Origin of the sequence: Streptomyces sp. AK08-02, from assembly GCF_033795085.1 — a bacterium.
In the GTDB taxonomy this organism is placed as follows: Bacteria; Actinomycetota; Actinomycetes; order Streptomycetales; family Streptomycetaceae; genus Streptomyces; species Streptomyces echiniscabiei.
This window is the reverse complement of sequence record NZ_JARAZV010000001.1, coordinates 476,144-499,475: the sequence shown is the minus strand read 5'-3', so window position 1 is coordinate 499,475 and position 23,332 is coordinate 476,144. Positions and strand designations below refer to the sequence as shown.

Below are 23,332 nucleotides of genomic sequence, written 5' to 3'. Positions count from 1 at the left end.
GCCCTCACCGTGTGGTCCCGTCCCCTGTGGGGCGGGACCACACTGTCGTTCGCACCCTCCGCTCACACAGACCGTGTACGACCCTCCCAGTACGGGTCGCGCAACCGCCGCTTGTACAGCTTGCCGTTGGGGTCGCGCGGCATGCTCTCGATGAAGTCGACGGTCTTGGGCCGCTTGTACCCGGCGAGTTGGCGCGCGCAGTGGCCGAGGATCTCGTTGGCGAGGTCGGGTCCTGGCACATGTCCCGGAGCCGCTTCCACGACCGCCTTGACCTCCTCGCCCCAGTCGTCGTGCGGGATGCCGAAGGCGGCGGCGTCGGCGACGGCGGGGTGGGCCAGGAGGGCACCCTCGATCTCGGCGGGGTAGATGTTGACCCCGCCCGAGATGATCATGTCGATCTTGCGGTCCCGGAGGAAGAGGTAGCCGTCCTCGTCCAGGACGCCCAGGTCACCGACGGTGAAGAAGTCACCGATGCGGTTCTTGCGCGTCTTGCTCTCGTCCTTGTGGTAGGCGAAGCCCCCGGTGCTCATCTTCATGTAGACGGTGCCGAGTTCGCCGGGCGGCAGCCTGTTGCCGTCGTCGTCGAAGATCGCGAGTTCACTGATCGGCCAGGCCTTGCCGACCGTGCCGGGCTTCTTCAGCCAGTCCTCTGCGGTCGCGAACGCCCCGCCGCCCTCGCTGGCCGCGTAGTACTCCTCCACACAGTCGCCCCACCAGTCGATCATGGCCCGTTTCACATGGTCGGGGCAGGGCGCGGCGCCATGGATGGCGTGCCGCATGGACGACACGTCGTACGCCCCCCGCACCCGCTCGGGCAGCGCCAGCAGCCGGTGGAACTGGGTGGGAACCATGTGGGTGTGCGTGCAGCTGTGGGCGTCGATGACGCGGAGCATCTCCTCCGGCGTCCACTTGTCCATCAGCACCAGACGGTGACCGATGTGCAGGGACGCGCCCGCGAACTGGAGTACGGCCGTGTGGTAGAGCGGCGAGCAGACGAGGTGCACGTTGCCGCCGAACGGCCTGATGCCGAAGATGCCGAGGAACCCGCCGAGGTACGCCTCCTCGGGCGGCTTGCCCTGCAGCGGGCGCCGGATGCCGCGCGGGCGGCCCGTGGTGCCCGAGGTGTAGTTCATGACCCAGCCGAGGGTGCGCTCGTCGGGCGGCGACTCGGGCTGTCCGTCGAAGAGCTGGGCGTACGGCCGGAATCCGTCGACCTCGCCGACCGCGTACCGCTGCTCCGCCGGGAGCTGCGCCTCGTCTGCGGCGGCGCGTGCCGCGTCGGCGAACCGCTCGTGCGCGATCAGCACCTTGGCACCCGAGTCGGAGACGATCCAGGCGATCTCGGGCCCGACGAGATGGTGGTTGACGGGGACGAGATAGAAACCGGCCTGGGAAGCGGCCAGATACGCCACGAGGAACTCGACACCGTTCGGCAGGACCACGGCGAAGGCGTCACCTCGTCCGAGTCCGGCGGCGCGCAGCCCGTGGACCAGCTGGTTGGTGGCGTTGTGCAGCCGGCCGGCGGTCCACTGCTCACCGTCGGGCGCGATGAGGACCGTGCGCTCCGGATCGGCCGCGGCCTGCGCCCAGAAACCGTTGAGGGACTCGCTCGCTGTCCCGTTCGCCGTCCCGTTCGCTGTCCCGCTCACGACTGGTCGCCCCCTTCGTCGGTGTTCCGTCCCGCGATCCGGTTGACTCGGTTCACAGCCTGCTCGAAGCCGCTGGTCAGGTCGTCGAAGACGGCCTGGACGCTCCGTTCACTGTTCATCCGGCCGACGATCTGGCCGACCGGCGTACCGAGGAGCGGGTCGACCTCGTACTTCTGGATGCGCGAGACGGCCTCGGCGACGAGGAGACCCTGCAGGGGCATGGGGAGGGTGCCGGGTCCGTCGGAGGAGTCCCAGGCGTCGGTCCATTCGGTGCGGAGCTGACGTGCGGGCTTGCCGGTCAGGGCGCGGGAGCGGACGGTGTCGCCCGAGCCGGCCGCGAGCAGTTTCCGGGTGAGCGCGGTCGAGTGCATGTCGGCCTCGGTGACGGTCAGCCACATGGAGCCCAGCCAGACCCCCTGGGCGCCGAGGGCCAGCGCGGCGGCCACCTGCCGTCCGCTGCCGATACCGCCGGCGGCGAGCACCGGCAACGGGCCGACCGCGTCGACGACTTCGGGGGTCAGCACCATGGAGGCGATCTCGCCGGTGTGGCCGCCCGCCTCGTAGCCCTGTGCGACGACGATGTCGATGCCGCCCTCGGCGTGCTTGCGCGCGTGCCGTGCGCTGCCCGCGAGGGCCGCGACCAGGACACCCTGGTCGTGCGCACGGGCCACGACATCGGCGGGCGGCGAGCCCAGGGCGTTGGCCAGCAGTTTGATCGGGTAGTCGAAGGCCACATCCAGCTGGTTGCGGGCGACCTGCTCCATCCACCCGGTGATGCGCCACCCGGACGCCTCGCCCTCGGCCAGTTCGGGCACGCCGTACTTGGCCAGGGTGTCCCGGACGAACTGGCGGTGCCCCTCGGGGATCATCGCCTCGACCTCGGCCTCGGTCACCCCCTCGACCTTCCGGGCGGGCATGACGACATCCAGCCCGTAGGGCCGGCCCTCCACATGCGCCTCGATCCAGTCCAGGTCGCGCTTGAGGTCGTCCGGCGCCGTGTAGCGGACCGCGCCGAGCACCCCGAAGCCGCCGGCCCGGCTGATGGCCGCGGCGACGGCGGGGAACGGCGTGAAGCCGAAGACGGCGTGCTCGATTCCCAGTTTCTTGCTCAGCTCCGTCTGCATGGCCGCAGGATGCCGCAGTCCTCCGGACGAGGGAAGACCTTTTCTGATACACCGTCAGATTCTTGGCCACGGAGAGCCGTACGGCTGACACGCGGTTGACACACACCTCGGGTGACACAAAGGTTTCACCCCACAGGGCGGTCCCGGAAAATACCTTCAGGCAGTGTGGTGGGAGGCTCCTCGATGACGGACGACGCGGCACGCGACGGACTGACGCGACGTCAGCTGGGAAGACGCACACTGGCGTTGAGTGGCGCCCTGACCTTCGCCTCCTTTCCCGCGGGCCCGGCCGAGGCCACGCCCAGGACGACGGGCCGTCATCCGGTCCTGCGTCACGGCTCGCCCGAACGGGCGGGTCTCCTCCCCCGGCATCTGGACCAACTGGTGGCGGACGCCGAGGCGTTCCTCGCACCCTCTCCCAAACACCCCTGGTACGCGGGCGCGGTCCTGCTCGCCGGGCGTGGCTCCACTGTGGCGCTGCACCAGCCGATCGGTATGGCGGTGCGCTATGCGGCGTACGACGAGAAGACGGACACCGGGGTCGAGTTCCCCACCGCCGAGCAGATCCCGATGGCCGAGGACACGGTGTTCGACCTCGCGTCGGTGTCCAAGCTGTTCACCTCGATCCTGGCCGTGCAGCAACTGGAGCGGGGCGCTCTGGAACTGGAGGGGAAGGTCGCCGCGTATCTGCCGGAGTTCGCCCGGGCCGGCAAGCAGGATGTGACGATCCGTCAACTGCTCACCCACACCTCGGGATTCCGCGCCTGGATCCCGCTCTACAACGCACCGACCCACGCCCAGAAGCTCGAACTCATCTGGAACCAGGCGCCCCTGAACCCACCCGGCACCACCTACCTCTACTCGGACCTCAATCTGATCTCGCTCCAGCTGGTCCTGGAGAGGATCACCGGTCTTCCGCTGGACACCCAGCTCCGCGACGAGATCACCGCTCCGCTCGGCATGCACCGCACGCGCTACAACCCGCCCGCCTCCTGGAAACCGGCGATCGCCGCCACCGAGGACGCGCGAGCACCCTGGTCCGGACTCGACCGGGGCCTGGTGTGGGGAGAGGTGCACGACGAGAACGCGTTCGGTCTCGGCGGAGTGGCGGGCCACGCCGGTGTCTTCTCGTCGGCCTGGGACCTCGCCGTGCTCGGCCGTACGCTGCTCAACGGCGGCGCCTACGGCCGGGCGCGCATCCTGTCGCCCGCCTCGGTCGAGCTGATGTTCACCGACTTCAACGCCGCTTTTCCCGGGGACGAGCACGGGCTCGGCTTCGAGCTCTACCAGCACTGGTACATGGGCGCGATGGCCACGCCCCGCACCGCCGGGCACACCGGCTTCACCGGCACCTCGATCGTCCTCGACCCGACGACCGACTCCTTTCTCGTCGTCCTCGGCAACTCCGTCCATCCCGTGCGTGGTTGGCGCTCCGGCTCGGCGCCTCGCGTCGCCGCCGCGAACAACCTGGCCCGCGCGGTGCCGGTCCGTCCACGCCAGGGACGTACGGCCTGGTTCTCCGGCATGACGACCGCGACCACCGCGACGCTCACCCTCCCGCCCCTCGCCAGCACTGGCGGCTCACGGCTGCGCTGCGCCCTGTGGTGGGACACCGAGCCGCAGGCGGACGCGCTGTTCCTGGAGTCCTCGGCCGACGGCGGCACGACCTGGCAGCCGGTCCCGTTCACGACCGTCGGCGCCGGAGGCACCCCGCAGGAGCATCCGGCGGGTTCGGTCACCGGCTGGTCGGGGCGCGTCTGGCACCGTCTCTCGGCGGCCCTTCCCGTCTCCCCGGCCCTCGTCCTGCGCTGGCGGTACACGACCGACAGGCTGTACGTGGGCCGTGGAGCGTACGTCGACGGCCTGGCCGTACGCGGCGACGACGGGACCGTCTTCGACGAGACGCGCCCGGCGGACGCGGCGCGTGTCGAGGCGGTGGGCTGGACGGCGTCCGTGAACTGACCCGGACACAACTGCCAGACCCCCTCCAGGACCTGCCGGAACCCGAACTCAGCCCTCGTCCGCCTCCAGCACGGCCATGGCGGCGTTGTGCCCCGGTACCCCGCTCACCCCGCCACCGCGCACCGCGCCCGCCCCGCACAGCAGGACGTTCGGCCGCCGGGTCTCCACGCCCCAGCGCCCGCTGTCGTCCTGGGCGTACGGCCAGCTCAGGTCCCGGTGGAAGATGTTGCCGCCGGGCAGACGCAGGTCGCGTTCCAGGTCGAGGGGCGTCTTCGCCTCGATGCAGGGGCGCCCGTCGCCGTCGGTGGCCAGGCAGTCCGCGAGAGGTTCGGCGAGGTGGGCGTCGAGCTGGGCGAGGGTGGACTTCAGCAGCTCGTCCCGGACGGCGTCGTTGTCGCGTGCGAACAGCCGTGCGGGCGTGTGCAGGCCGAAGAGAGTCAGCGTCTGGTAGCCCTGCTCGACGAGGTCCGGTCCGAGGATCGTCGGGTCGGTGAGCGAGTGGCAGTAGATCTCGGACGGCGGCGCGGCGGGCAGTCCACCGGCCGCCGCCTGGGCATGGGCGGCGGCCAACTGCTCGTACCCCTCGGCGATGTGGAAGGTCCCGGCGAACGCCTCGCGCGGGTCGACGGATGCGTCCTTGAGCCTCGGCAGTCGCCTGAGCAGCATGTTCACCTTGAGCTGGGCGCCTTCGGCGGGGTGCGGCGCCATGTCACCCGTCAGCGCGGCCAGCTCCTGCGGCGAGGCGTTCACCAGGACGTGCCGGGCGCCGACCGTGCCCTCCCCGTCGGCCGTCCGGTAGGTCACCTCGGCGGCGCGGCCGTCGGTGTCCACCCGTACGGCCTCGTGGCCGGTGGCGAGCACGGCGCCGGCGTCGCGGGCGGCGCCGGCCAGGGCGTCGGTCAGGGCGCCCATGCCGCCCACGGGCACGTCCCAGGCGCCGGTGCCGCCGCCGATGACGTGGTAGAGGAAGCAGCGGTTCTGCCGCAGGGAGGGATCGTGGGCGTCGGCGAAGGTGCCGATCAGCGCGTCGGTGAGGACGACACCCCGTACGAGGTCGTCCGTGAAGTTGGCCTCGACGGCGGCGCCGATCGGCTCCTCGAAGAGGGTGCGCCAGGCCTCCTCGTCGTCGATGCGGCGGCGGAGTTCGTCGCGGGTGGGCAGGGGCTCGGTGAGGGTGGGGAACACCTTTTCGGCGACGCGGCCGGTCATGGCGTAGAAACGCCGCCAGGACTCGTACTCGCGTTCCCCTCCGGTGAGCCGAGCGAAGGCCTCTCGGGTACGGCGCTCACCGCCGCCGACGAGCAGTCCGGTGGGCCGCCCGTCCCGCTCCACGGGGGTGTACGAGGAGACCGTGCGCCCGCGTACCCGGAAGTCCAGCCCGAGATCGCGCACGATCTTCCGGGGCAGCAGGCTGACCAGGTAGGAGTAGCGCGACAGCCGGGCGTCGACACCGGCGAACGGGCGGGTCGACACGGCGGCGCCGCCGGTGGCGGCCAACCGTTCCAGGACCAGCACGGACTTCCCCGCGCGGGCCAGGTACGCGGCGGCGACGAGGCCGTTGTGGCCACCGCCGACGATCACCACGTCGTATCGGTCGTGACGGCCGGGCCGCACAGGTCGGTCGGATCGGCCGGATCGGTCGGGGCGCTCGGGTGCGGGCATGGTTCTTCGTAACACGTGATGATCCACCCCGGCCAGAGGTGCAGGGCCGAGGGGTTGCGAAGTCCACCGACGGTTCGGCAGCGCCCATGAGGGGCGCGGGGAACCGCGCGACCAGCCACGACGGCGCCGCAGCGAACCGGCCACACCGCGAGGCACGTCCGGCTCAGTGGCCGGAGGCCCGCTGCTGCCGCAGCACCGCCACCTTTCGGTACAGCTCGACGGCCTCGGCACCCCGGCCGAGCTGCTCCAGGCAGTGGGCCTCGTCGTTGCGGCTGGCGAGGGTGTCGGGGTGGTCGGCGCCCAGAATCTGCTCGCGTGAGGTGGCGACTCGACGGTACTCGGCCAGGGCGTCGGGCCAGCGGCCGAGCCAGCCCAGGCCGACGGCCACCTCCCGGCGGCTGACCAGGGTGTCCGGGTGGTCGGCGCCCAGAACGCGCTCGCGGATCGCGCACACGTCACGGGACTCGGCGAGGGCCTCCTCCCAGCGGTCGAGCCGGCCGAGGTTGACGCCGAGACCGTGCCGGGCGCGCAGGGTCTCGGGGTGCGCGGGGCCTCCCACCCGGGTGCGGTCGTCGATCAGGTCCCGGTACAGCTTGAGCGCCTCCACACTGCGGCCGAGCCGCCCGAGGCTGATGCCGACCTCGTAGCGGGCGGCGAGCGTGTCGGGGTGATCGGGGCCGAGCGCCTCGGCGCGCGCCCCCGCGACCTCCTGGTACATCTGCAGGGCCTCGGGCCAGCGCCCCAACTGACCGAGCGCGTAGGCGACTTCGTACTGCGTGACCAGTGTGTCGGGATGGGCGGCACCGAGCACCCGGGCACGGGCGGCCGCCACCTCGCAGGCCATGCGGTACGAGTCCTCCAGACGGCCCAGCCGACTCAGGTTGAAGGCGAGGTTGTGGCGGCAGCGCAGGGTGTCCGGATGGTCGGGGCCCATCGTGCGCCCACGGGCGGCCAGAACGGCCGCGTAGGTCTGGTGTGCCTCGAAGTGACGGCCCAACTGCCCCAGGACATACGCCATTTCCTGCCGGGCTGCCAGCGTGTCCGGGTGGTCGGCGCCAAGGACGCGCTCCCGTTCCCGGGCCACGTGGGTGTACTCGCGCAGCGCGTCGGCGGCGCGGCCGGTGCGGCTCAGGGTGAAGCCGACCTCGTAGCGGCTGGCCAGGGTCTCGGGGTGGGCGGGGCCGAGGACGTGCTCCCGTTCGACGGCGACCGCCCGGTGCACCTCGCCCGCCTCCGCCCAGCGGCCGAGGCGTCCCAGGCTCAGGCCCGCGTTGTGCCGGCCGGCCAGCGCGTGGAGCGTCTGGGGCTCGGGAGCGGGCGGCAGCTGCGGCGGAAGCACCTCGGGGCGGCCGGTGACCGGGCGGGCGATCCAGTCACCGGTGAGGCCGGCCGACGGGTCCGGCGGAGGGGCACTCGTCCCGGCGCCGGTCGCCTTGTGGCCGCCTGTCATGCCCCGGGTCCACGACGGCAGCCGGGGTTGGCGGGCGGCGGGCTCGGGCGGCCGTACCTGGGGCTGGGGGGAGACGACGGTCGGCACGTACAGCGGGGTGGCCCGGCCCGCGCTGATCCGGCGGGCCAGCTCCCGTGCGTCACCAGGACGTTCGTCGGGGTGTTTGGCGAGGAGGTCAAGGATGACCCGCTCCAGGAACTCGGGCACCTCGGAGCGGTGGCTGCGCGGCGGCTCGGGCGGGGTGTCGCGGTGCCCTATGAGCACCGCCCAGGCGTCGTCGAGGTCGAACGGCGGTACCCCGGTGGCCAGTTCGTACAGCACGCAACCGAAGGAGTACAGGTCGCTGCGCTGGTCGACCTCTCCGCCGCTGATCTGTTCCGGCGACATGTAGTGCGGGGTGCCCATCGCGATTCCGGTGCCGGTGAGCCGGGAGGTGAAGCCGATGTCGTGACCGAGGCGAGCTATTCCGAAGTCACAGATCTTCACCGTACCGTCGGTCAACCGCATGATGTTCGCGGGCTTCAAGTCACGGTGGACGATGCCCTGTTGATGGGTGTAGGCGAGAGCGGCGGCGACCTGGTCCGCGATGTCGACGACGTCAGGGACGGGCAGCGGATGATGCTTGTTGTCCTCCAGGAGCTGACTCAGATTGCGCCCGTCCAGCAACTCCATGACGAGATGGAGCACGCCGTCGGACTCCCCGAAGTCGTGCACCACGGTCACTCCGCGATGCTGCAACGCGGCGGCCACCCGCGCCTCGCGCCGAAACCGTTCCCGCAGGACACGGGTGAAGGACTGGTCGTGGTGCGGCCCGAGCGGCTTCAGGCACTTCACGGCGACCTGCCGCCCGAGCGACTCGTCACGCGCACGCCACACTTCCCCCATACCGCCGCGCCCGATCAGATCGATCAGCCGGTACCGGCCCTGGATCAGTCTGGTGTCCGCCATGTCCCGCTGCCGCCCCCGGTTCCGTTCGCCCTCCTCTGGCCCGTCCAGTATGGCGAGCTATCGTCCGAGTCTGTACGGCGCGGGCCGCGAGCCGGGGCCGAGCCGTGACATGGCCCGCGGAATGTCTTTGTTCGGGAGTTGCCAGTAGACACGTGCGGGAACGCGGCGCAACAGGGTACCGGTGGCACGCAACTGCCGGGTGACGGTGGCCGGTTCGGCTGCGGCGCGGCCGTACAGCTCGTGGGCGTACGGCGGCAGAGAGGCGTACGCCAGCCGCGCCACGCGCCGCCACATCACCTCACGCGCCGGGACGAGCAGCGGATGTGTCGGTGGACGGAGCAGAAAGTCGTCCACCTCCCGTGCCTCGGCTCCAGCGGCCAGTTCGGGCCGGACCTTCTCGAAGTACGCACGCATCTGGGCCTGGTTCGCCGGTACGGCGTCGGGGTCGAGGCCCACCAGACGGGCGCTGACCTGGTGTTCGCGGATGTACCGGTCGGCGTGGGTGTCGGTGATCGGGTAACCGGAGCGGCGCAGGACATGCAGGTAGGAGTCGATCTCGGCGCAGTGCACCCACAGCAGCAGTTCGGGTTCGTCGACGCCGTACCGCTCCCCCGTCCCCGGGTCGACGGCGGACAGCATGCTGTGGATCTTCCGGACCCGGGCGCCCGCCTTCTCGGCCGCGTCCTCGGTTCCGTAGGTCGTCGTGCTGACGAAGCTCGCGATGCGCATCAGCCTGCTCCAGGCTTCCGCCCGGAAGTTCGAGTTCTGCATGACCCCACGTACCGCACGCGGATGCAGGGCCTGGAAATAGAGCGCGCGGACTCCGGCGACCCACATCATGGGGTCGCTGTGCAACTGCCAGGTCACGGACCTGGGACCGAACAGTCCCGGGTCACCCGCGTGTGCGACTTCCACCTGACGCCTCCCTGGTCGGGCTGCCTGACAGGGCGCGGCTGCCACCACGACGCCACCCCCGGCCCTCTTCGCAGCACCCCTGGGTCATTCCCCGAGGAAGGGCCGCGATGCCACCCCGAGCCGACTTCGGCCGCTCGCATTCCTGCGCTGACGGTCTTCCGGGCATGTACGAGTCCGTTGTTGGCCCAGGCAGGCGCCGGGTCGGCTTTCAGACGGGCCGGGCGTCACGCCTTCGGGTTCAGCGGCTTCCTCGCCACGTAGACGGTGTTGGTCGCCGTCTGTCCCTGCAGTGGGTTGTCGAACTCGACGACGTGGGCCTCTGCTTCATCGAAGACCTGCGCGAGCGCCGAGTTGAACCGTTCGTCCGGCGCGTCGTTGGACCACAGGGCGAAGACCCCGCCGGGGTGGAGGCGTTCGGCGAGCGTGCGCAGTCCCGCGGGCTCGTACAGCACCGCGTGGCGGGGGTGCAGCACATGACGGGGTGAGTGGTCGACGTCCAGGAGGACGGCGTGGAAGCGACGGCCCGGCGTTCGGGGATCCAGACCCTGCGGGTCGAGGGCCATCGCGAAGAAGTCGCCATGGACCAGCCGACAGCGGGAGTCCGACGCCAACGAGGCGCCCAGCGGCACCAACCCGCGCTCGTGCCACCCGATCACCTCGGCCAGCGCGTCGACCACGATCAGCGACCGCACTCGCGGGTCGTCCAGCGCCGCCTGAGCGGTGTACCCGAGACCGAGTCCGCCCACCGCGACGTCCAGTTCGGCGCCCTCCAGTTTCGCCAGGCCCAGTTGGGTGAGCGCGATCTCGCCGGCCGTGAAGAGGCTGGACATCAGGAACTCGTCGCCGAGCTTCACCTCGTACACGTCGTCACCCGACGCCGGGTCCCGACGACGCCGCAGGCTGATGTCACCCATCGGCGTCGGACGCCAGTCGATCTCCTCGAAACGCAGGCTCATCCGTTCACCTTTCTGGTCACCGGTGCCGGTGGGTCGCACGGCCGGGCATCCCGGCTCGCGGTGACGATCGTCGTGCCTCGGCGAACGAGGCACGCCGTAGCCTATGCCCGCCGAGCGCGACGGCGTCCGCTGGACCACCGGCACGGCGTTCGTGGGTGGCATCGGGCCGGCCCCGGCCGGACCGCCGCGCCCACCTGCGGCCTCCGCACCGAACGGGCCGCCGGCCGACCAGCCTCAGGTTCGGGTCTCGTGGACGCCGCCTGCTGACGACAGCCTGCCTGCTTCGCCCAGTACCATCCGCTACTTGTCCCGGGCCGCACGCTCACGGACGAGAACACCGGCATCCAGGCAGCGTTCACCCTGCTCCACGAAGGACAACCATGACAGTCGACGCACGTCCGCCCGAGGCGGAAGACGACCTTTTCTGGCAGGAACGCCGGATCTGCTTCCTCGTCACCCACCGCCCGGACGGCACCCCCCACCTCGTACCGGTGGGCGTCACCTTCGACCCCCAGGCAGGGGTCGCCCGCGTCATCAGCAGCTCCGGAAGCAAGAAGGTCCGCAACATCCGGGCGGCCGGACCCGGCGCGAAAGTCGCGGTCAGTCAGGTCGAGGGGCGCCGTTGGTGCACCTTCGAAGGCACCGCGCTGATCAAGGACGACCTCGAGTCCGTCGCCGAGGCCGAACGGCGCTACGCCGAGCGCTACCGGCCACCCCGCCCCAACCCCGAGCGTGTGGTCATCGAGATCACCGTGACCCGCGTGATGGGCACGGTTCGGCCGCCTGGTTGGTGACGCGGCCGCGGCCTCCTCCTGGTCGCCCAGCTCACCGAGGGAAAATCCATCTGGTCGGAGCAGACCCTCCCCGTGAGCTCGTAGAGGCGCGCACTGACAATGAGCGAGCCCCGGCGGCTGCTCGGCCACACGCGAAAGAGCACCGGACCGCGGCTCATACGGGTTGTGCCGCTGATGCCCGTACTGAGCCGTTGACGAGCGGCGAACCAGGTGACAAGTGCCCCTCGGGGGCGCCGTGAGCGCGTCCTCTCGCGGTTGCGCTGCTCAGCCGCAGCAGCTCGGTCCTCTCGACGGGGAGGCACGTGGCCGACTCCCGCAGGTAGTCGCCGTCCCAGAAACGCAGGACCGCGAGCCGGCCGTTGTCGCGGATCGGCGGCGTGATCCGCTCGTGCAGCATGGCGCTGTCCGCGACGGCGTCGACTCCGCCGGGCACGGCGTCCAGCACGCGCTGTGCGATGTCGTCGCCGCGAGCGACGAAGGTGTCGGCGCCACGGGAGCGCGGCCAATCCTCGTCCTGCTCGGAGGCCACCGCGACGACGCGCAGGCCCTCCGCGGCGGCAAGCTCGACGGCGTGCAACACCTCCGGGCCGCCATAGGTTCGGACGCCGATCGCCTGCATGGATGAGGGCTGCTGTGCGCGCATGAACAGGGTGTTCCTTGCGTTGTCGGTGCCGACGGCCGGCTCAGACCCGCCCGCGGAGGGCCGCGGCGTGAGGAACGCCGGTGAGTTCCTCGGCCGCGCTCTTCACGGCCTCCTTGCCGACGTCCGTCAGCACAACGGCGGCTCCGGCCTCGACGAAGGCGCGGGTCGCCGTGAGTCCCGTTCCGGACGCCGCACCCGCAACGAGCGCCACCTTGTTCTCGAAGTCGCAGGTCGGGTTCATGGTGTGCGTCGCTCCGATCATCGGCCGGTCGAAGACCAGGTCCGGACGGGTCAGGCGCTGGTGTCGTCGTAGCCCAGGTCGCCGCCCAGCTCGCGGGAGCCTTCGGCCTGGGCGAGGAGTTCCTGGGCCTTGGCCGTGACGCCTTGGATGGCGTCGGCTCCGGCGACGAAGCGCTGCAGGGGCTTGTCCTGGCCGGCGATGGTGAGCAGGGCGCGGGCGAGTTTGGCGGGGTCGCCGCTCTGCTGGCCGTTCATGCTCTTCCAGGCCGTGATGGTGGCGGTGGTGCGTTCGGCGTAGTCGTCGATGGTCGGCTCGGGCCAGGTGGTGGAGGCGTCCACGAGGAGTTCGGTGCGGAAGAAGCCGGGTTCCACGACCGTGGTGTGGATGCCGTACGGCTCGACGTCGTAGCGCAGGGACTCCATCCAGCCCTCCACCGCGAACTTGGAGGCGGCGTAGGCGACGCAGAACTCCTGGCCGATGATGCCGGCGGACGAGGAGAGGGTGATGACGTGCCCGGCGCGCTGGTCGCGCAGGACGGGCAGGACGGCGCGGGTGACGTTCATCGGGCCGAAGAGGTTGGTCTCGAACTGCTGGCGCATCTGCGCGGGCGTGATCTCCTCGAAGTAGCCGGCGAAGAAATTGCCGGCGTTGTTGATCAGGACGTCGATGCCGTGGAAGCGGTCGACGGCGGCCTGCACGGCGGCCTCGGCGTCCTCGATGCTGGTGACGTCGAGCTTGGTGACCAGCAGGTTGGGCTGGGGTCCGCCGAGGGTCTTCTCCACCTCTTCGGGGCGGCGGCCGGTGGCGACGACCTGATGGCCGGCGGCGAGGGCCTCACGGACGATGTCCGTGCCCAGACCACGTCCGGCACCGGTGACGAGAATGACCTTGCTCATGAGGTGTTTCCTTCTTTGAGGCGCCTAGTCCGGCGCGCTGTGGGGTGTGGTGATGACGTGCGGCTGCGGCTGCGGCGTCGCCGGAGGCCCGGAGGGTCGGACGGTCGGCGGCGGCCGGGGTCAGGCCTGGTCGGTGGGCATGATCCACAGTTCGCCGACGGAGGCGTGGCGGGGGCGGGTGACCATGTAGGCGACACCGTCGGCGATGTCGTCGGGGGCGAGAACCTCGGTCTGTTCGTTGAAGGCGCCGATCGCGTCGCGGACCTCGGGCTTGTGGTCGTTGTGCGAGCCCAACTCGGTGTCCACGCCACCGGGTTCGAGGACGCCGACGCGGACGTGCCGCTGGGTTACCTCCTGGCGCAGGGACTCGGTGAAGCCGTTCACGCCGAACTTGGTGAGGTTGTAGACGCCGTAGCCGTTCCAGGCGACGCGGCCCGCGATGGAGCTGATGTTGACGATGTCGGCGACCTTGCGCGGCCCGTCCTCGGCGGCCTTGAGCAGGTGCGGGAGAGCGGCGCGGGTGGTGTAGAGCAGTCCCTGGAGGTTGACGGCGATCATGCGGTCCCACTCGTCGACCTCCGCACCGACTACGGGACCCAGGAGCATCAGGCCGGCGTTGTTGACGAGGGTGTCCAGGCGTCCGAAGTGCTCGACGGTCCGCTGTACGGCGGCCTCGGCCTGGGCGCGGTCGGTGATGTCCGCCGCCACGACCAGGGCGGTGCCGCCCTCCTTCTCGATCTCAGCGGCCAGGTCGGTCAGACGGTCCTTGCGGCGGGCCACGAGGGCGACAAAGGCGCCCTCCTCGGCGAGCCGGCGGGCGGTGGCAGCGCCGATACCGCTGCTCGCGCCGGTGACGAGCGCGACGGTGCCGGTGAGTTTCGGTGCCATGGGAGGAGTCCTGTTCCTTGGATTCTTCGGTTCTCTGGATGCCTTGGTTCTCTGGAATGTGCTGCGCAGGGGCGGGTGCAGCGGAGTCGGGTGACGTACAGAACTCCGCTCCGCTGCTACGCGGCGGGGATCGCGCCCATCTGCGTGAGGATGCCGAGCATGTCGAGCTGGGCGCGCTCCTCGACGATCTTGCTGTGGGACAGGCGGTAGAACGCGAAGCTCTCCGCGTGGATCTTCTTGCCCGTGCCCTCGACTCCGGCGAAGGGTCCCTCGTGCGTGCCGGTCATGGTGTAACGGATGGCCACGGTGTCGCCTTCGGCCCGCATGTCCTCCACCGTCCACTTGAGGTCGGGGAAGGCCCTCATGTTGGCGGCGACGATGCCGAGGTAGGTGTCCCGGCCCTGCTGTGTCGTTCCGCCGAAGTGCATGACGATGTTCGGGCTGATGAACTTCCTCGCCAGCGCGGGATCGCCGGTGAGCAGGAACTCGCTGGTGAAGCGCTGCATGACGCGCTTGTTCACCTGCGCGGTTCCGTGGTCCCACGAGACGGACTCCGCCGTGACGCGAGGCGACGAGCCGAAGCCGGCGTCGCCGCCGGCCGCGTCCGCGGCGCCCGATCCGAAGGCCGCGAGGCCGAGCGCCCCCAGCGCGGTGACGACGACGGCCGGCTTGGTGTATCGACGCATGACTCATCCTTCTGATTCCAGGGATCGCAGCGCCGACGGCGCCGCGGAAGGGCTGGTTACGACTGCCGAAGCGCCGCCGTATCCGGGCCGTTCACACCGCCGTGGACGGTGCACCACCAACAGAACCGTCTGTCACAGGAGTGTGGGAGTCCCTGATGAGGGGGTCACCGACAGGGACCCCCAGCCTGAGAAAAGCGCTCGTAGAGTGGAGCACATGACAGGCAGAACCGACCCCTATGACACCAATCGCGATATGCGTGATGATTTCCGTGCAGAGATCCGGGAATTTCTGGGCACGCGACGGGCACGGGTCACCCCTGAGCAGGCCGGACTGCCCTCGTACGGGGGCGACCGTCGGCGGGTCAACGGGCTGCGCCGGGAGGAGGTCGCCCTGCTCGCGGGCATCTCCAGCGAGTACTACACCCGGCTGGAGCGCGGCAACGCCACCGGCGTCTCCGAGAGCGTCATCGACGGCATCGCGCAGGCGCTGCGACTCGACGAGGCCGAACGCATCCACCTGCTCGACCTCCTGCGCGGCGCCGGCACGACCCGTCCCCCGCGCCGCAAGCCCGCCCAGCAGCGCGTCCGGCCCGCCGTGCAGCGCGTCCTGGACTCGATGGCCGGAACGCCCGCGCTCGTCCTCAATGGACGCCTGGACATCCTGGCCGCCAACGCCCTCGGACGCGCGCTGTTCTCCCCGGTCTACGCCGACCCGGCACGGCCACCGAACAACGCCCGGTTCGTCTTCCTCGACCCGCACGCACCCGAGTTCTTCCGTGACTGGGACCAGGTCGCCAACGACGTCGTCGCCATGCTGCGCGCCGAGGCCGGCCGTGACCCCTATGACCGGCGCCTGACGGACCTGATCGGGGAACTGTCCACCCGCAGCGAGGAGTTCCGTCGCCGCTGGGCCGCCCACAACGTCCGCATCCACACCACCGGCCAGAAGCGCCTCCACCACCCGGTCGTCGGCGACCTCGACCTGCCCTTCGAGACCTTCCCTCTCGGGGGCGACGCCAGCCAGAGCCTCCTCACCTACACCGCCGAGCCCGCGTCACGTTCGCAGGACGCCCTCAACCTGCTGGCCAGCTGGGCCGCAACCAACGACGACATCGACGAGTCCGAGCCGGTCAACAACTCCGAGCAGGCCGAGTCGGCCGGGTCTGCCGAGACCTCCGACTGACCGACAAGCCCCGCGTCTCGATCCTCGGGAGTCGTCAACATCTGCGGCCCAGCGACACGATCCGCCACCGAGGCATCGGCTGTCGCGGAGGCCCTGACCACGGCTGCGCCATGGCCTTCACTGCACAGGCGTCATGTCCCTGGCCGCACCGGTCGATATCGCGGCGTCAAGTCAGCCCCCGGCGAACCCGAGAAACCAACTCTCTGCCGGGGAGCCGCGCTGCCGTCGAGTGCGCGATGTAACCCATGTGGGATTCCTGACGCTCGGTAGAAGAACGGTCATCGACATCACAACGGGTACGGCCAGGAGATCTCTCGGGCATGGCAGCACCGTCCGGCGGTCGGAACCGTCCGTCCGACGGCGGTGCAACACGTACCCGTCGGCCCTCCGGCAGAAGAAGGCGTGGACACCGGCCCGGCGCCCGGGTCGCGGAGATCACCGGCATGCCCGACCCGACTTCCTGACCGAAGGACGTGCGGCTGATCGTCCCAGGGGTGGCGATCACGCCGGGCTGTTGGAGTTGATCCGAGCATTCCGCTCGCCCCAGGAGGCGCTGGCGGCCTGGACGCTCAGCCGGTTGCCGCACGTGGCCAGCGGATAGGCACTCCGTCCCGCGACCTGCGGGTCGGTGAAGGGCAGGTCCAGCAGATCGTGTCAAGTCAGATCCTGCGATGCGCGGCGGATCTCCGATTCCGCCCGTCGGCCGCAGTCAGGGCGAAGATGTCGGTGCCTCACCCGGAGCGGTTGCCGAAAGGCTGCCGCTGCGGGGCGAAGCCTTCGCGGAGTGCTCTTGCCCGGTCATGTCGAGAAGGACGATCGCGTCGTGCTCGGGAGTGCCGGGTTCGGCGTAGTACGTGACCAGGCGCTGGCCGGGGGTGCCCTCCAGTTGCATGGACTGGTAGCCCAGGGTGAGGGTGCCGACCTCCGGGTGGTGGTAGGTCTTGTGGCCGTAAGCGCGTCCTCGGACGTCGTAGCGTTCCCAGAGGTGGGCGAACTCCGGGCTCTTGAGGAGGAGTTCGCCGACGAGCCGGACGAGGTCGGGGGCATCGGGGTCGGTGCCGGCCACGGCGCGCAGGCGGGCCACGCAGCCGCGCAGTGAGTTCTTCCAGTCGTCGAACACCTCGCGGGCCGCGGGGTGGAGGAATGAGTAGCGCGCGGTGTTGCGTTGCCTGGCCGGCCAGTCCTCGATGCCGGGGAGGAGCCGCAGCCCGGCCGGATTGTGGGCGAGCAGGTCGAAAGTGCGGCTGACCACGTAGGCGGGGTTCGGCCGCAGGCTCTCCAGCAGCAGTTTCACGCCGGGACGTACAGTGCGGCTGGGAGCCGCCGGTGGCTCCGATGCGGTGCGTGCGGCGAGGGCGGCCAGGCTGCGCAGGTGCTCGTGCTCCTCTTCCTCCAGCAGGAGGGCGCGGGCCAGGGCGTCGACGACCGAGGGACTGGGACGGTTCTCCTTGCCGCGTTCCAGCCGCACGTAGTAGTCGACACTGATCCCGGCCAGGGTGGCCAGCTCCTCACGGCGCAGCCCGGGCGTGCGACGCCGACCGGTGCCGGCGATCAGACCGGCCTCGGCAGGGGTCACCTGAGCCCGGCGGGCGCGCAGGAAGCGCCCCAGTTCGGTGCCATGTTCCTGCTGACTCGTCATGACGTCAGTGTCGCACTGCTGTGACCTGCGAGGCAGTCGCGTGGGGGGACCTGCCACACCCCCGAACCGCGCTCCCTGGCTCAACAGGGACTCCCTTGTGGCGGCCGATGCGGGCAGGGTCGATGTTGTTCAGAGACAGGATCGACACGCACCGCAGCGTCTCGGGGAGCACGACAACCGCTGCTCCTTCTCGTACGAGTTTCCCCGTACGAGCGGCATCCAGCGGGTGGTGCGGATGCGTCCGCAGGCAATCGAGAGACATACGGAGCAGTAGCCATGAAGCACATCAAGCTGGGGAGCCTGGACGTTTCCCGCATCGGTCTGGGCACGATGGGCATGAACGCCTTCTACACCGGACACAGCCAGGACGACGCCGAGTCGATCCGCACCATCCACCGGGCGTTCGATCTGGGCGTCACCCTCATCGACACCGCCGAGGTCTACGGGCCGTTCACCAACGAGGAACTCGTGGGCCGGGCCGTCAAGGGCCGTCGTGACAAGGTCGTCGTGGCGACGAAGTTCGGTTTCCTCTCGCACTCGGGCCGCGCCGCCGGCTCCCTGGACAGCAGCCCCGCAAGCATCCGCACCGCCGTCGAGGGATCCCTGAAGCGGCTCGACACCGACTACATCGACCTCTGCTACCAGCACCGGGTCGACCCGGACACGGCCATCGAGGACACCGTCGGAGCGCTGGCGGAACTGGTCTCGGAGGGCAAGATCCGTCACATCGGCCTGTCCGAGGCCGGGGTCGGGACGATCCGCCGTGCTCACGCCGTCCACCCGGTCACCGCCGTGCAGTCGGAGTACTCCCTGTGGACCCGCGACCCGGAGACGGAGGTGCTGACGGTGCTGCGCGAGCTGGGCATCGGCTTCGTTCCGTATTCCCCGCTGGGCCACGGATTCCTCACCGGTCAGATCCGCTCGACGGACGACCTCGCCGACGACGACTGGCGCAAGACCAACCCGCGTTTCATGGGCGAGAACTTCCAGCGCAACCTGCGCGTCGCCGACGAGGTCAAGGCCGTCGCCGACGAGGTCGGAGCCACCCCGGCGCAGGTGGCTCTGGCCTGGCTGCTGGCCCAGGGCGACGACATCGCCCCGATCCCCGGCACCAAGCGCGTCGAACGCGTCGAGGAGAACACCGCCGCCAACAGCATCGAACTGAGCGCCGACCAGATCGCCAAGCTCGACAACCTCACCCCGGCCGCCGGCGACAGCCACAACGAGGCGGGCAAGCGGCTCCTGGAGCGCTGACCCGGCTTGCCCTGTGGCCCGCGCCGCCCCGTCCGCACCGTGCGGACGGGGGACGCACCCGTATTCCGGCGCAGACCCGCCGTGCGCCGAGGGCTACAACACCCTGTGGATGCGGCACCCGGTAGTGGGTGGCCCCGAAGCAGTGCTTCCCCGTACAGATCGGCCTGCTGCGCGGCGCGCGCGACCCACGGGCTGGTCGCCGGTCGAAGAGCTCTTCCGTCCTTTCGTTCCCAGGAGTCCTACTCGTGTCCACATCCTTCGCGTCTTCCGAGAGCTCTGCCAGCACTGGCTGTTGTCGCAGGCACGCGGGAAGCACCCGATGGTCCCCCTGGAACTGCACCATGCCCGGACGATGGCCGTTTCGGTGGGAGTGGGCTTCGCCGTCAACGTCGGCTTCTACGGCATGGTCTTCCTGCTCAGCCTCTACCTCCAGCAGACGCGGAACCTGTCCGCTCTGGAGACCGGCATGGCCTTCCTGCCGATGACCGCGCTGACGGCCGTTCTCAGCCCAGCGGCCGCCTGGCTCACCCAGCGGTTCGGCCCGCGGATGCCGATCATCGGCGGGCAGCTCATGATGTCCGTGGGGCTGGCGCTGCTCTGCCTGCCTGCGGCGTCGGCGCCCAGCTGGTTGCTGGTCCTGCTGATGATTCCGGTCGGCACCGGCGGCGTGATCGCCGTACCGGCGCTGACCGCGCTGCTCATGGACCACGTCCCCGCCGAACGTGCCGGCACGGCCAGCGGTGTGTTCAACGCTTCCCACCAGGTCGGCGGCGCCCTGGCGGTGGCCGTCTTCGGTGCCCTGGTCGCGGACCGGGCGGCCTTCCTTCCCGGTCTGCGCACCAGCCTGCTGATCGCGGCACTTCTGGCGCTCGCTACCGCCGCCACCGGCCTGCTGCTGAAGCACAGCCCGGCACACTCATCCAGGTCAGGCAAGGAGTCACGCTCATGACGACATGGATCAGCGATGAGCTCGACAGCATCGAGCACGCGGAGTTTTGAACTGGTGCTCTGCTCCCCGCCAACCTGTTCGCGAGGAAGCCGCAGAAGGCATGCACGCATTCCGCGAATGCCACCCGCCACGCTGGGCACTCTCCCGCTGAGCCGATCGCGGCCGTCCCTCGATGCCCCGCGGCTTACGAGGCATCGGGTACGTGTCGGGCCCGACCTGACCTGTGGGGCCCGCCGGAGCCAGCCGGAAGACCCCACTGGACGCCGGGCGTCAGCTCTTGCCGAGCAGGCGCCAGATCTGGTTCTTCTTGGTGGTCAGGGTGCTGCCGGTGTCGCATGTCCATTGGTGGACGAGGGCGCCGGGTGCGGTGGAGATGGTGCTGACGTCGACGCACTTGCCGCTGTTGACGGCGACCAGTTGGTAGTCGTGACTGTTGCCGAGTGCGGTGACGGGCCTGAGGGTGAACCGCTGGTTGGCGGCGCCGAGGCAGGTCCACTGCTGGACGGCGGCCCCGTTGACGGTGGAGAGAGCGGAGATGTCGAGGCACTTGCCGCTGGAGTGGTTGACGACGGTGTAGGTGTCCGTGGCGCCGCTGACGGGGTGGAAGTCGAAGACCTGTTCCTGGCCGCTTCCGCAGGTGTTCTGCTGGTACTGGGTGCCGTCGGTGGTGGACTGGGCGGGGTCTTCGAGGCAGAGCGAGCTGTGCTGGGCGACGGCTGTCGAGGAGAAGCCGGTCGAGGCGCCGATGTGGAGGCTCTGCGGCGCGAAGGAGACCTGGTCGAGGTGGGGCGCGGCGCTGGAGCGCATGGGCTGTCCGATGTCGGTGCCGCCGCCGGAGTAGACCAGTCCGATGGTCGTGCCGTCGTAGTCGTACAGCTGTGAGGCTGTGAACTTGACGGCGTTGGCGCCCTTGGTGAGGGTGACGGGCACGGTGTAGTCGTTGAACTGGTTCCAGTGCAGGGTGCTGGCGAAGTTGACGCGCTTGGCGCTGCCGCCGTTGACGCTGACGTCGGCGTGCAGGGCGTACAGGTCGGGGTTGTAGTGGTTGGAGGGCAGTTCGTCGCCGTTGGCGTAGCGCATCGTCATGGCGTACGTGCCGGCCTCGGGCGCGTTGACGTTGAGGGTGAGGGAGTTGGCGGTTCCGTTGCCGATACCGGTGACGACTCCGCCGTTGGCCTGGCTGTAGGTGGTGTCGGCGGCAGCGGTGCCGGTGAGGGTGCCGTTCTCCGCCTGGTAGGTGACGACGTTGCTGGTGGTGACGGCGTCGGTGGCGCTGAACGGGGTGACGGCCAGGTCGTCCAGGGCGAGGGTGCCGCTGGTGCCGGTCACCTTGACCTTGTTGATGCCGGCGCTCAGGTAGACCCGGTTGGCGGAGGTGGACCAGGCGCCGGTCGTCGCGCCGGAAACGGTCTGGTCGTCGGCGGCCGTGCCGTTGACGGTGAGGGCGGCCTGGCCGGTGTTGCGATAACGGGCCGTCAGGTCCGCGTATCCGTCCCTCGCGGAGTAGACCCAGAACGTCGCGGAGTTGCCGGAGGTGAGGTTCACCGCACCCGCGCCGGACTGGCCCTGGGAGGTGTACGTGGCGGTGGCGCTGTCGGAGAGGTTGGCCTGCTCGGCCTCGTAGAGGGTGGTGCCCTGGACGGCGGCGTCCTGGTACTGGAGGTCGATCTTGTCGATGATGGCGTCGCCGGCGGTCGCCGCGCCGTTGTCGCCGGTGGTGGCCAGGGTGATGGTGTGGCTGCCTGAGGTGAGGTGCACGGTGGTGTCGCTGTGGCCCCACACCACCCACTGGAAGCCCACCGGTATGTCGACCCTCTTGGACGCGCCGCCGTCGACGCGCATGTACACGTTGGTCGGGCCCTTGACGTCGGGATCCTTGGCGTAGCTGTTGCCGAACACCGACAGGTTGTAGTCGCCGGTGGTGGGGACGGTGACGGGGAAGGAGATCACCGTGGTGGAGCCGGTGCGCAGGCCGCCGACGTCCTTGGTGCCGGAGGTGGCGAACTTGTCGAGTCTGCTGGGGGTGCCCTCAGTGTTGATGTTGTATCCGCTGCCGCTGAGGGTGGCGTTCTCGGCCTCGTAGGAGGCCGACCAGGTGCTGTCGGAGGCGGTGCTGCTGCCGGTGCCGCCCGGGGAGACGATCACCTCGTACGCGGACATCGCGTCGAGGGTGATGGGCAGGGTGATCGAGCCGTCCGAGCCGACGGCGACGTCGGCATCGGAGAGCCGGGTCGGAGTGGCAGCCGCGCCGATGTAGCCGCTGTAGCGGTCCTGGAGCACGCTCACGTGCACGGTGCTGCCGAAGACTACGGGGTCGATGTTCTTGATGACCGTGCTGGAGGCGCCGCTGGTGCCGCCTCCGGCGAGGATGACGCGGGCCTGCTTCTTGGCCGTGTCCAGGCTCGCGAGGCCCTGGAGGGTGTACGCGTCGTTGTTGGCGGCGCCGGTGACCTTGACGGTGTTGCCGGTCATGGAGGTGTACCAGTTGTACAGCCACCACTGGGCGTTGGGGGTGTTCTGGGCGGCGGCGGAGTCGCCGAGGTTGCCGCTGATGTTCCAGTACGGCAGGTTGCCGTCGATCTTCTCGTCCTCGATGGCCGCGATCCACTGCACCATCTGGCCGGGGTCGGTGAGGTGGTAGCGGAAGGCGTACTCGTTGAGGTTGATCGGCAGATGCGAGCCGATCCCCACCGAGGTCTCGGCCGCACGGTAGTTGTCGACGGTGCTGCGCACGTCCGCCGGGCTGCCCAGGGTGTGCCAGGTCGCGATGCCGGGCAGGCAGTTGTTCGCCTTGCAGTAGGTGAGGAAGCCCTTGAGGGCGGACTCCGTGTAGCTGGAGACGTTGGGGTTCGCGATTCGTGCCGTGGGCCAGAGGCCCTTGATGAAGTTGTAGGTCTGGAGCCACTCGGCGTTGAAGGCGGCCAGCGGCCCTGCCTGGGTGCGCATGCCCTGATACCACATGCCGTCGGGCTCGTTGTAGGGGACGAGGACGATCCGGTCCTTGTAGGGGCTGGCCAGTATCTGTTGGATCTGGGTCTTCATCGCGGCCTGGTAGGCGGCGTAGTTGGTCCGTTCGTAGCTGAACGTGCGGTACACGTCCGTCATGTAGATCATGATGTCTTTGCCGCCGCTGTCCACGAAGGGCTTGGCGATCTCCAGGGCGTCCGAGCCGGGGTGCTGCTGTCCGTCCTGGGCCTTGGTGTTGGTGGTCTGGAGGCCCATGCCCTCGATGAGGTTGTTGGTCGGGACGTCCGGCCCGTACAGGCCGTAGAGCGCTCCGGAGGCGCCGTAGTGGAGGGCTCCGGTGGTGGTGCCCAGGTCGACGGTGAGGGTGGGGGTGGCGGCGGAGGCCGGCGTCGCCGTCGCGGTGGTGACGCCGGCTATGACGGTCAGTGGAATCAGTGTGCTGGTGATGCCGTGGAGCAGGCGTCTCGTGGTCGAGCGCCTTTGCCCGATTCTTGGCATGTGCTTACGTCCCTTCAGGGGTACGGCT

General features: G+C 69.9%; 18 protein-coding genes. 5 read left to right on the top strand and 13 right to left on the bottom strand.

Translation table 11 applies throughout. The annotated features are described in order from the left end of the window. Positions 1-62: 62 nt before the first annotated feature. Positions 63-1,649, bottom strand: a complete 1,587-nt coding sequence (locus PV734_RS02175; protein ID WP_319288612.1) for an acyl-CoA synthetase — start codon at positions 1,647-1,649, stop codon at positions 63-65. After that, the gene (locus PV734_RS02170; protein WP_319091753.1) at positions 1,646-2,773 is read right to left on the bottom strand and encodes a nitronate monooxygenase family protein; all 1,128 of its coding nucleotides are present in this window, start codon (positions 2,771-2,773) and stop codon (positions 1,646-1,648) included. The genes PV734_RS02175 and PV734_RS02170 overlap by 4 nt, the downstream gene beginning before the upstream one ends. A gap of 183 nt (positions 2,774-2,956) precedes the next feature. On the opposite strand from PV734_RS02170, the gene PV734_RS02165 reads away from it, so the two are divergent. Beyond that, complete coding sequence (locus PV734_RS02165) at positions 2,957-4,735, top strand: serine hydrolase (protein ID WP_319288611.1); 1,779 nt, start codon at positions 2,957-2,959, stop codon at positions 4,733-4,735. Positions 4,736-4,783: 48 nt separating this feature from the next. On the opposite strand, the gene PV734_RS02160 is transcribed toward PV734_RS02165, so the two are convergent. From PV734_RS02160 to PV734_RS02145, 4 genes are all read right to left on the bottom strand, one after another. After that, complete coding sequence (locus PV734_RS02160) at positions 4,784-6,397, bottom strand: phytoene desaturase family protein (RefSeq protein ID WP_415924138.1); 1,614 nt, start codon at positions 6,395-6,397, stop codon at positions 4,784-4,786. 163 nt (positions 6,398-6,560) lie between these two features. Beyond that, positions 6,561-8,795 (bottom strand): serine/threonine-protein kinase, encoded by a 2,235-nt coding sequence (locus PV734_RS02155; RefSeq protein WP_319091751.1) that lies wholly within the window; start codon positions 8,793-8,795, stop codon positions 6,561-6,563. 57 nt (positions 8,796-8,852) lie between these two features. Next, positions 8,853-9,710: an oxygenase MpaB family protein gene (locus tag PV734_RS02150; protein ID WP_319091750.1), complete on the bottom strand. Its 858-nt coding sequence runs from the start codon at positions 9,708-9,710 to the stop codon at positions 8,853-8,855. Positions 9,711-9,934: 224 nt separating this feature from the next. Beyond that, positions 9,935-10,666, bottom strand: coding sequence for a spermidine synthase (locus PV734_RS02145; RefSeq protein WP_319091749.1), 732 nt, complete (start codon positions 10,664-10,666; stop codon positions 9,935-9,937). A gap of 380 nt (positions 10,667-11,046) precedes the next feature. Between PV734_RS02145 and PV734_RS02140 the strand changes: the two genes are divergently transcribed. After that, entirely contained in the window at positions 11,047-11,460 is a 414-nt protein-coding gene (locus PV734_RS02140) for a pyridoxamine 5'-phosphate oxidase family protein (RefSeq protein WP_319091748.1), read from the top strand. Positions 11,461-11,614: 154 nt separating this feature from the next. Here the strand turns inward: PV734_RS02140 and PV734_RS02135 are convergent, their stop codons facing one another. The 5 genes from PV734_RS02135 to PV734_RS02115 form a co-directional block, all read right to left on the bottom strand. Continuing rightward, entirely contained in the window at positions 11,615-12,103 is a 489-nt protein-coding gene (locus PV734_RS02135; protein ID WP_319288610.1) for a hypothetical protein, read from the bottom strand. A 40-nt stretch (positions 12,104-12,143) separates the two neighbouring features. Continuing rightward, positions 12,144-12,344 carry an SDR family NAD(P)-dependent oxidoreductase gene (locus tag PV734_RS02130; RefSeq protein ID WP_319288609.1) on the bottom strand — a complete coding sequence of 67 codons (201 nt, stop codon included), beginning with the start codon at positions 12,342-12,344 and terminating at the stop codon, positions 12,144-12,146. Positions 12,345-12,394: 50 nt separating this feature from the next. Next, entirely contained in the window at positions 12,395-13,240 is an 846-nt protein-coding gene (locus PV734_RS02125; protein ID WP_319288608.1) for an SDR family oxidoreductase, read from the bottom strand. A 120-nt stretch (positions 13,241-13,360) separates the two neighbouring features. Next, positions 13,361-14,128, bottom strand: a complete 768-nt coding sequence (locus PV734_RS02120) for an SDR family NAD(P)-dependent oxidoreductase (RefSeq protein ID WP_319288607.1) — start codon at positions 14,126-14,128, stop codon at positions 13,361-13,363. 116 nt (positions 14,129-14,244) lie between these two features. After that, complete coding sequence (locus PV734_RS02115) at positions 14,245-14,814, bottom strand: ester cyclase (protein ID WP_319288606.1); 570 nt, start codon at positions 14,812-14,814, stop codon at positions 14,245-14,247. A 214-nt stretch (positions 14,815-15,028) separates the two neighbouring features. Here PV734_RS02115 and PV734_RS02110 point away from each other — a divergent pair, with 214 nt between their 5' ends. After that, a complete protein-coding gene (locus tag PV734_RS02110) occupies positions 15,029-15,997 on the top strand; it encodes a helix-turn-helix transcriptional regulator (protein WP_319288605.1) in 969 nt (322 codons plus the stop codon). 709 nt (positions 15,998-16,706) lie between these two features. On the opposite strand, the gene PV734_RS02105 is transcribed toward PV734_RS02110, so the two are convergent. Continuing rightward, positions 16,707-17,636 carry a helix-turn-helix transcriptional regulator gene (locus PV734_RS02105; RefSeq protein WP_319288604.1) on the bottom strand — a complete coding sequence of 310 codons (930 nt, stop codon included), beginning with the start codon at positions 17,634-17,636 and terminating at the stop codon, positions 16,707-16,709. Positions 17,637-17,912: 276 nt separating this feature from the next. On the opposite strand from PV734_RS02105, the gene PV734_RS02100 reads away from it, so the two are divergent. After that, complete coding sequence (locus PV734_RS02100; RefSeq protein ID WP_319288603.1) at positions 17,913-18,890, top strand: aldo/keto reductase; 978 nt, start codon at positions 17,913-17,915, stop codon at positions 18,888-18,890. A gap of 109 nt (positions 18,891-18,999) precedes the next feature. Further along, a complete protein-coding gene (locus PV734_RS02095) occupies positions 19,000-19,839 on the top strand; it encodes an MFS transporter (RefSeq protein ID WP_319288602.1) in 840 nt (279 codons plus the stop codon). A 270-nt stretch (positions 19,840-20,109) separates the two neighbouring features. Here the strand turns inward: PV734_RS02095 and PV734_RS02090 are convergent, their stop codons facing one another. Then, entirely contained in the window at positions 20,110-23,304 is a 3,195-nt protein-coding gene (locus PV734_RS02090) for an RICIN domain-containing protein (RefSeq protein ID WP_319288601.1), read from the bottom strand. Positions 23,305-23,332: the final 28 nt, after the last annotated feature.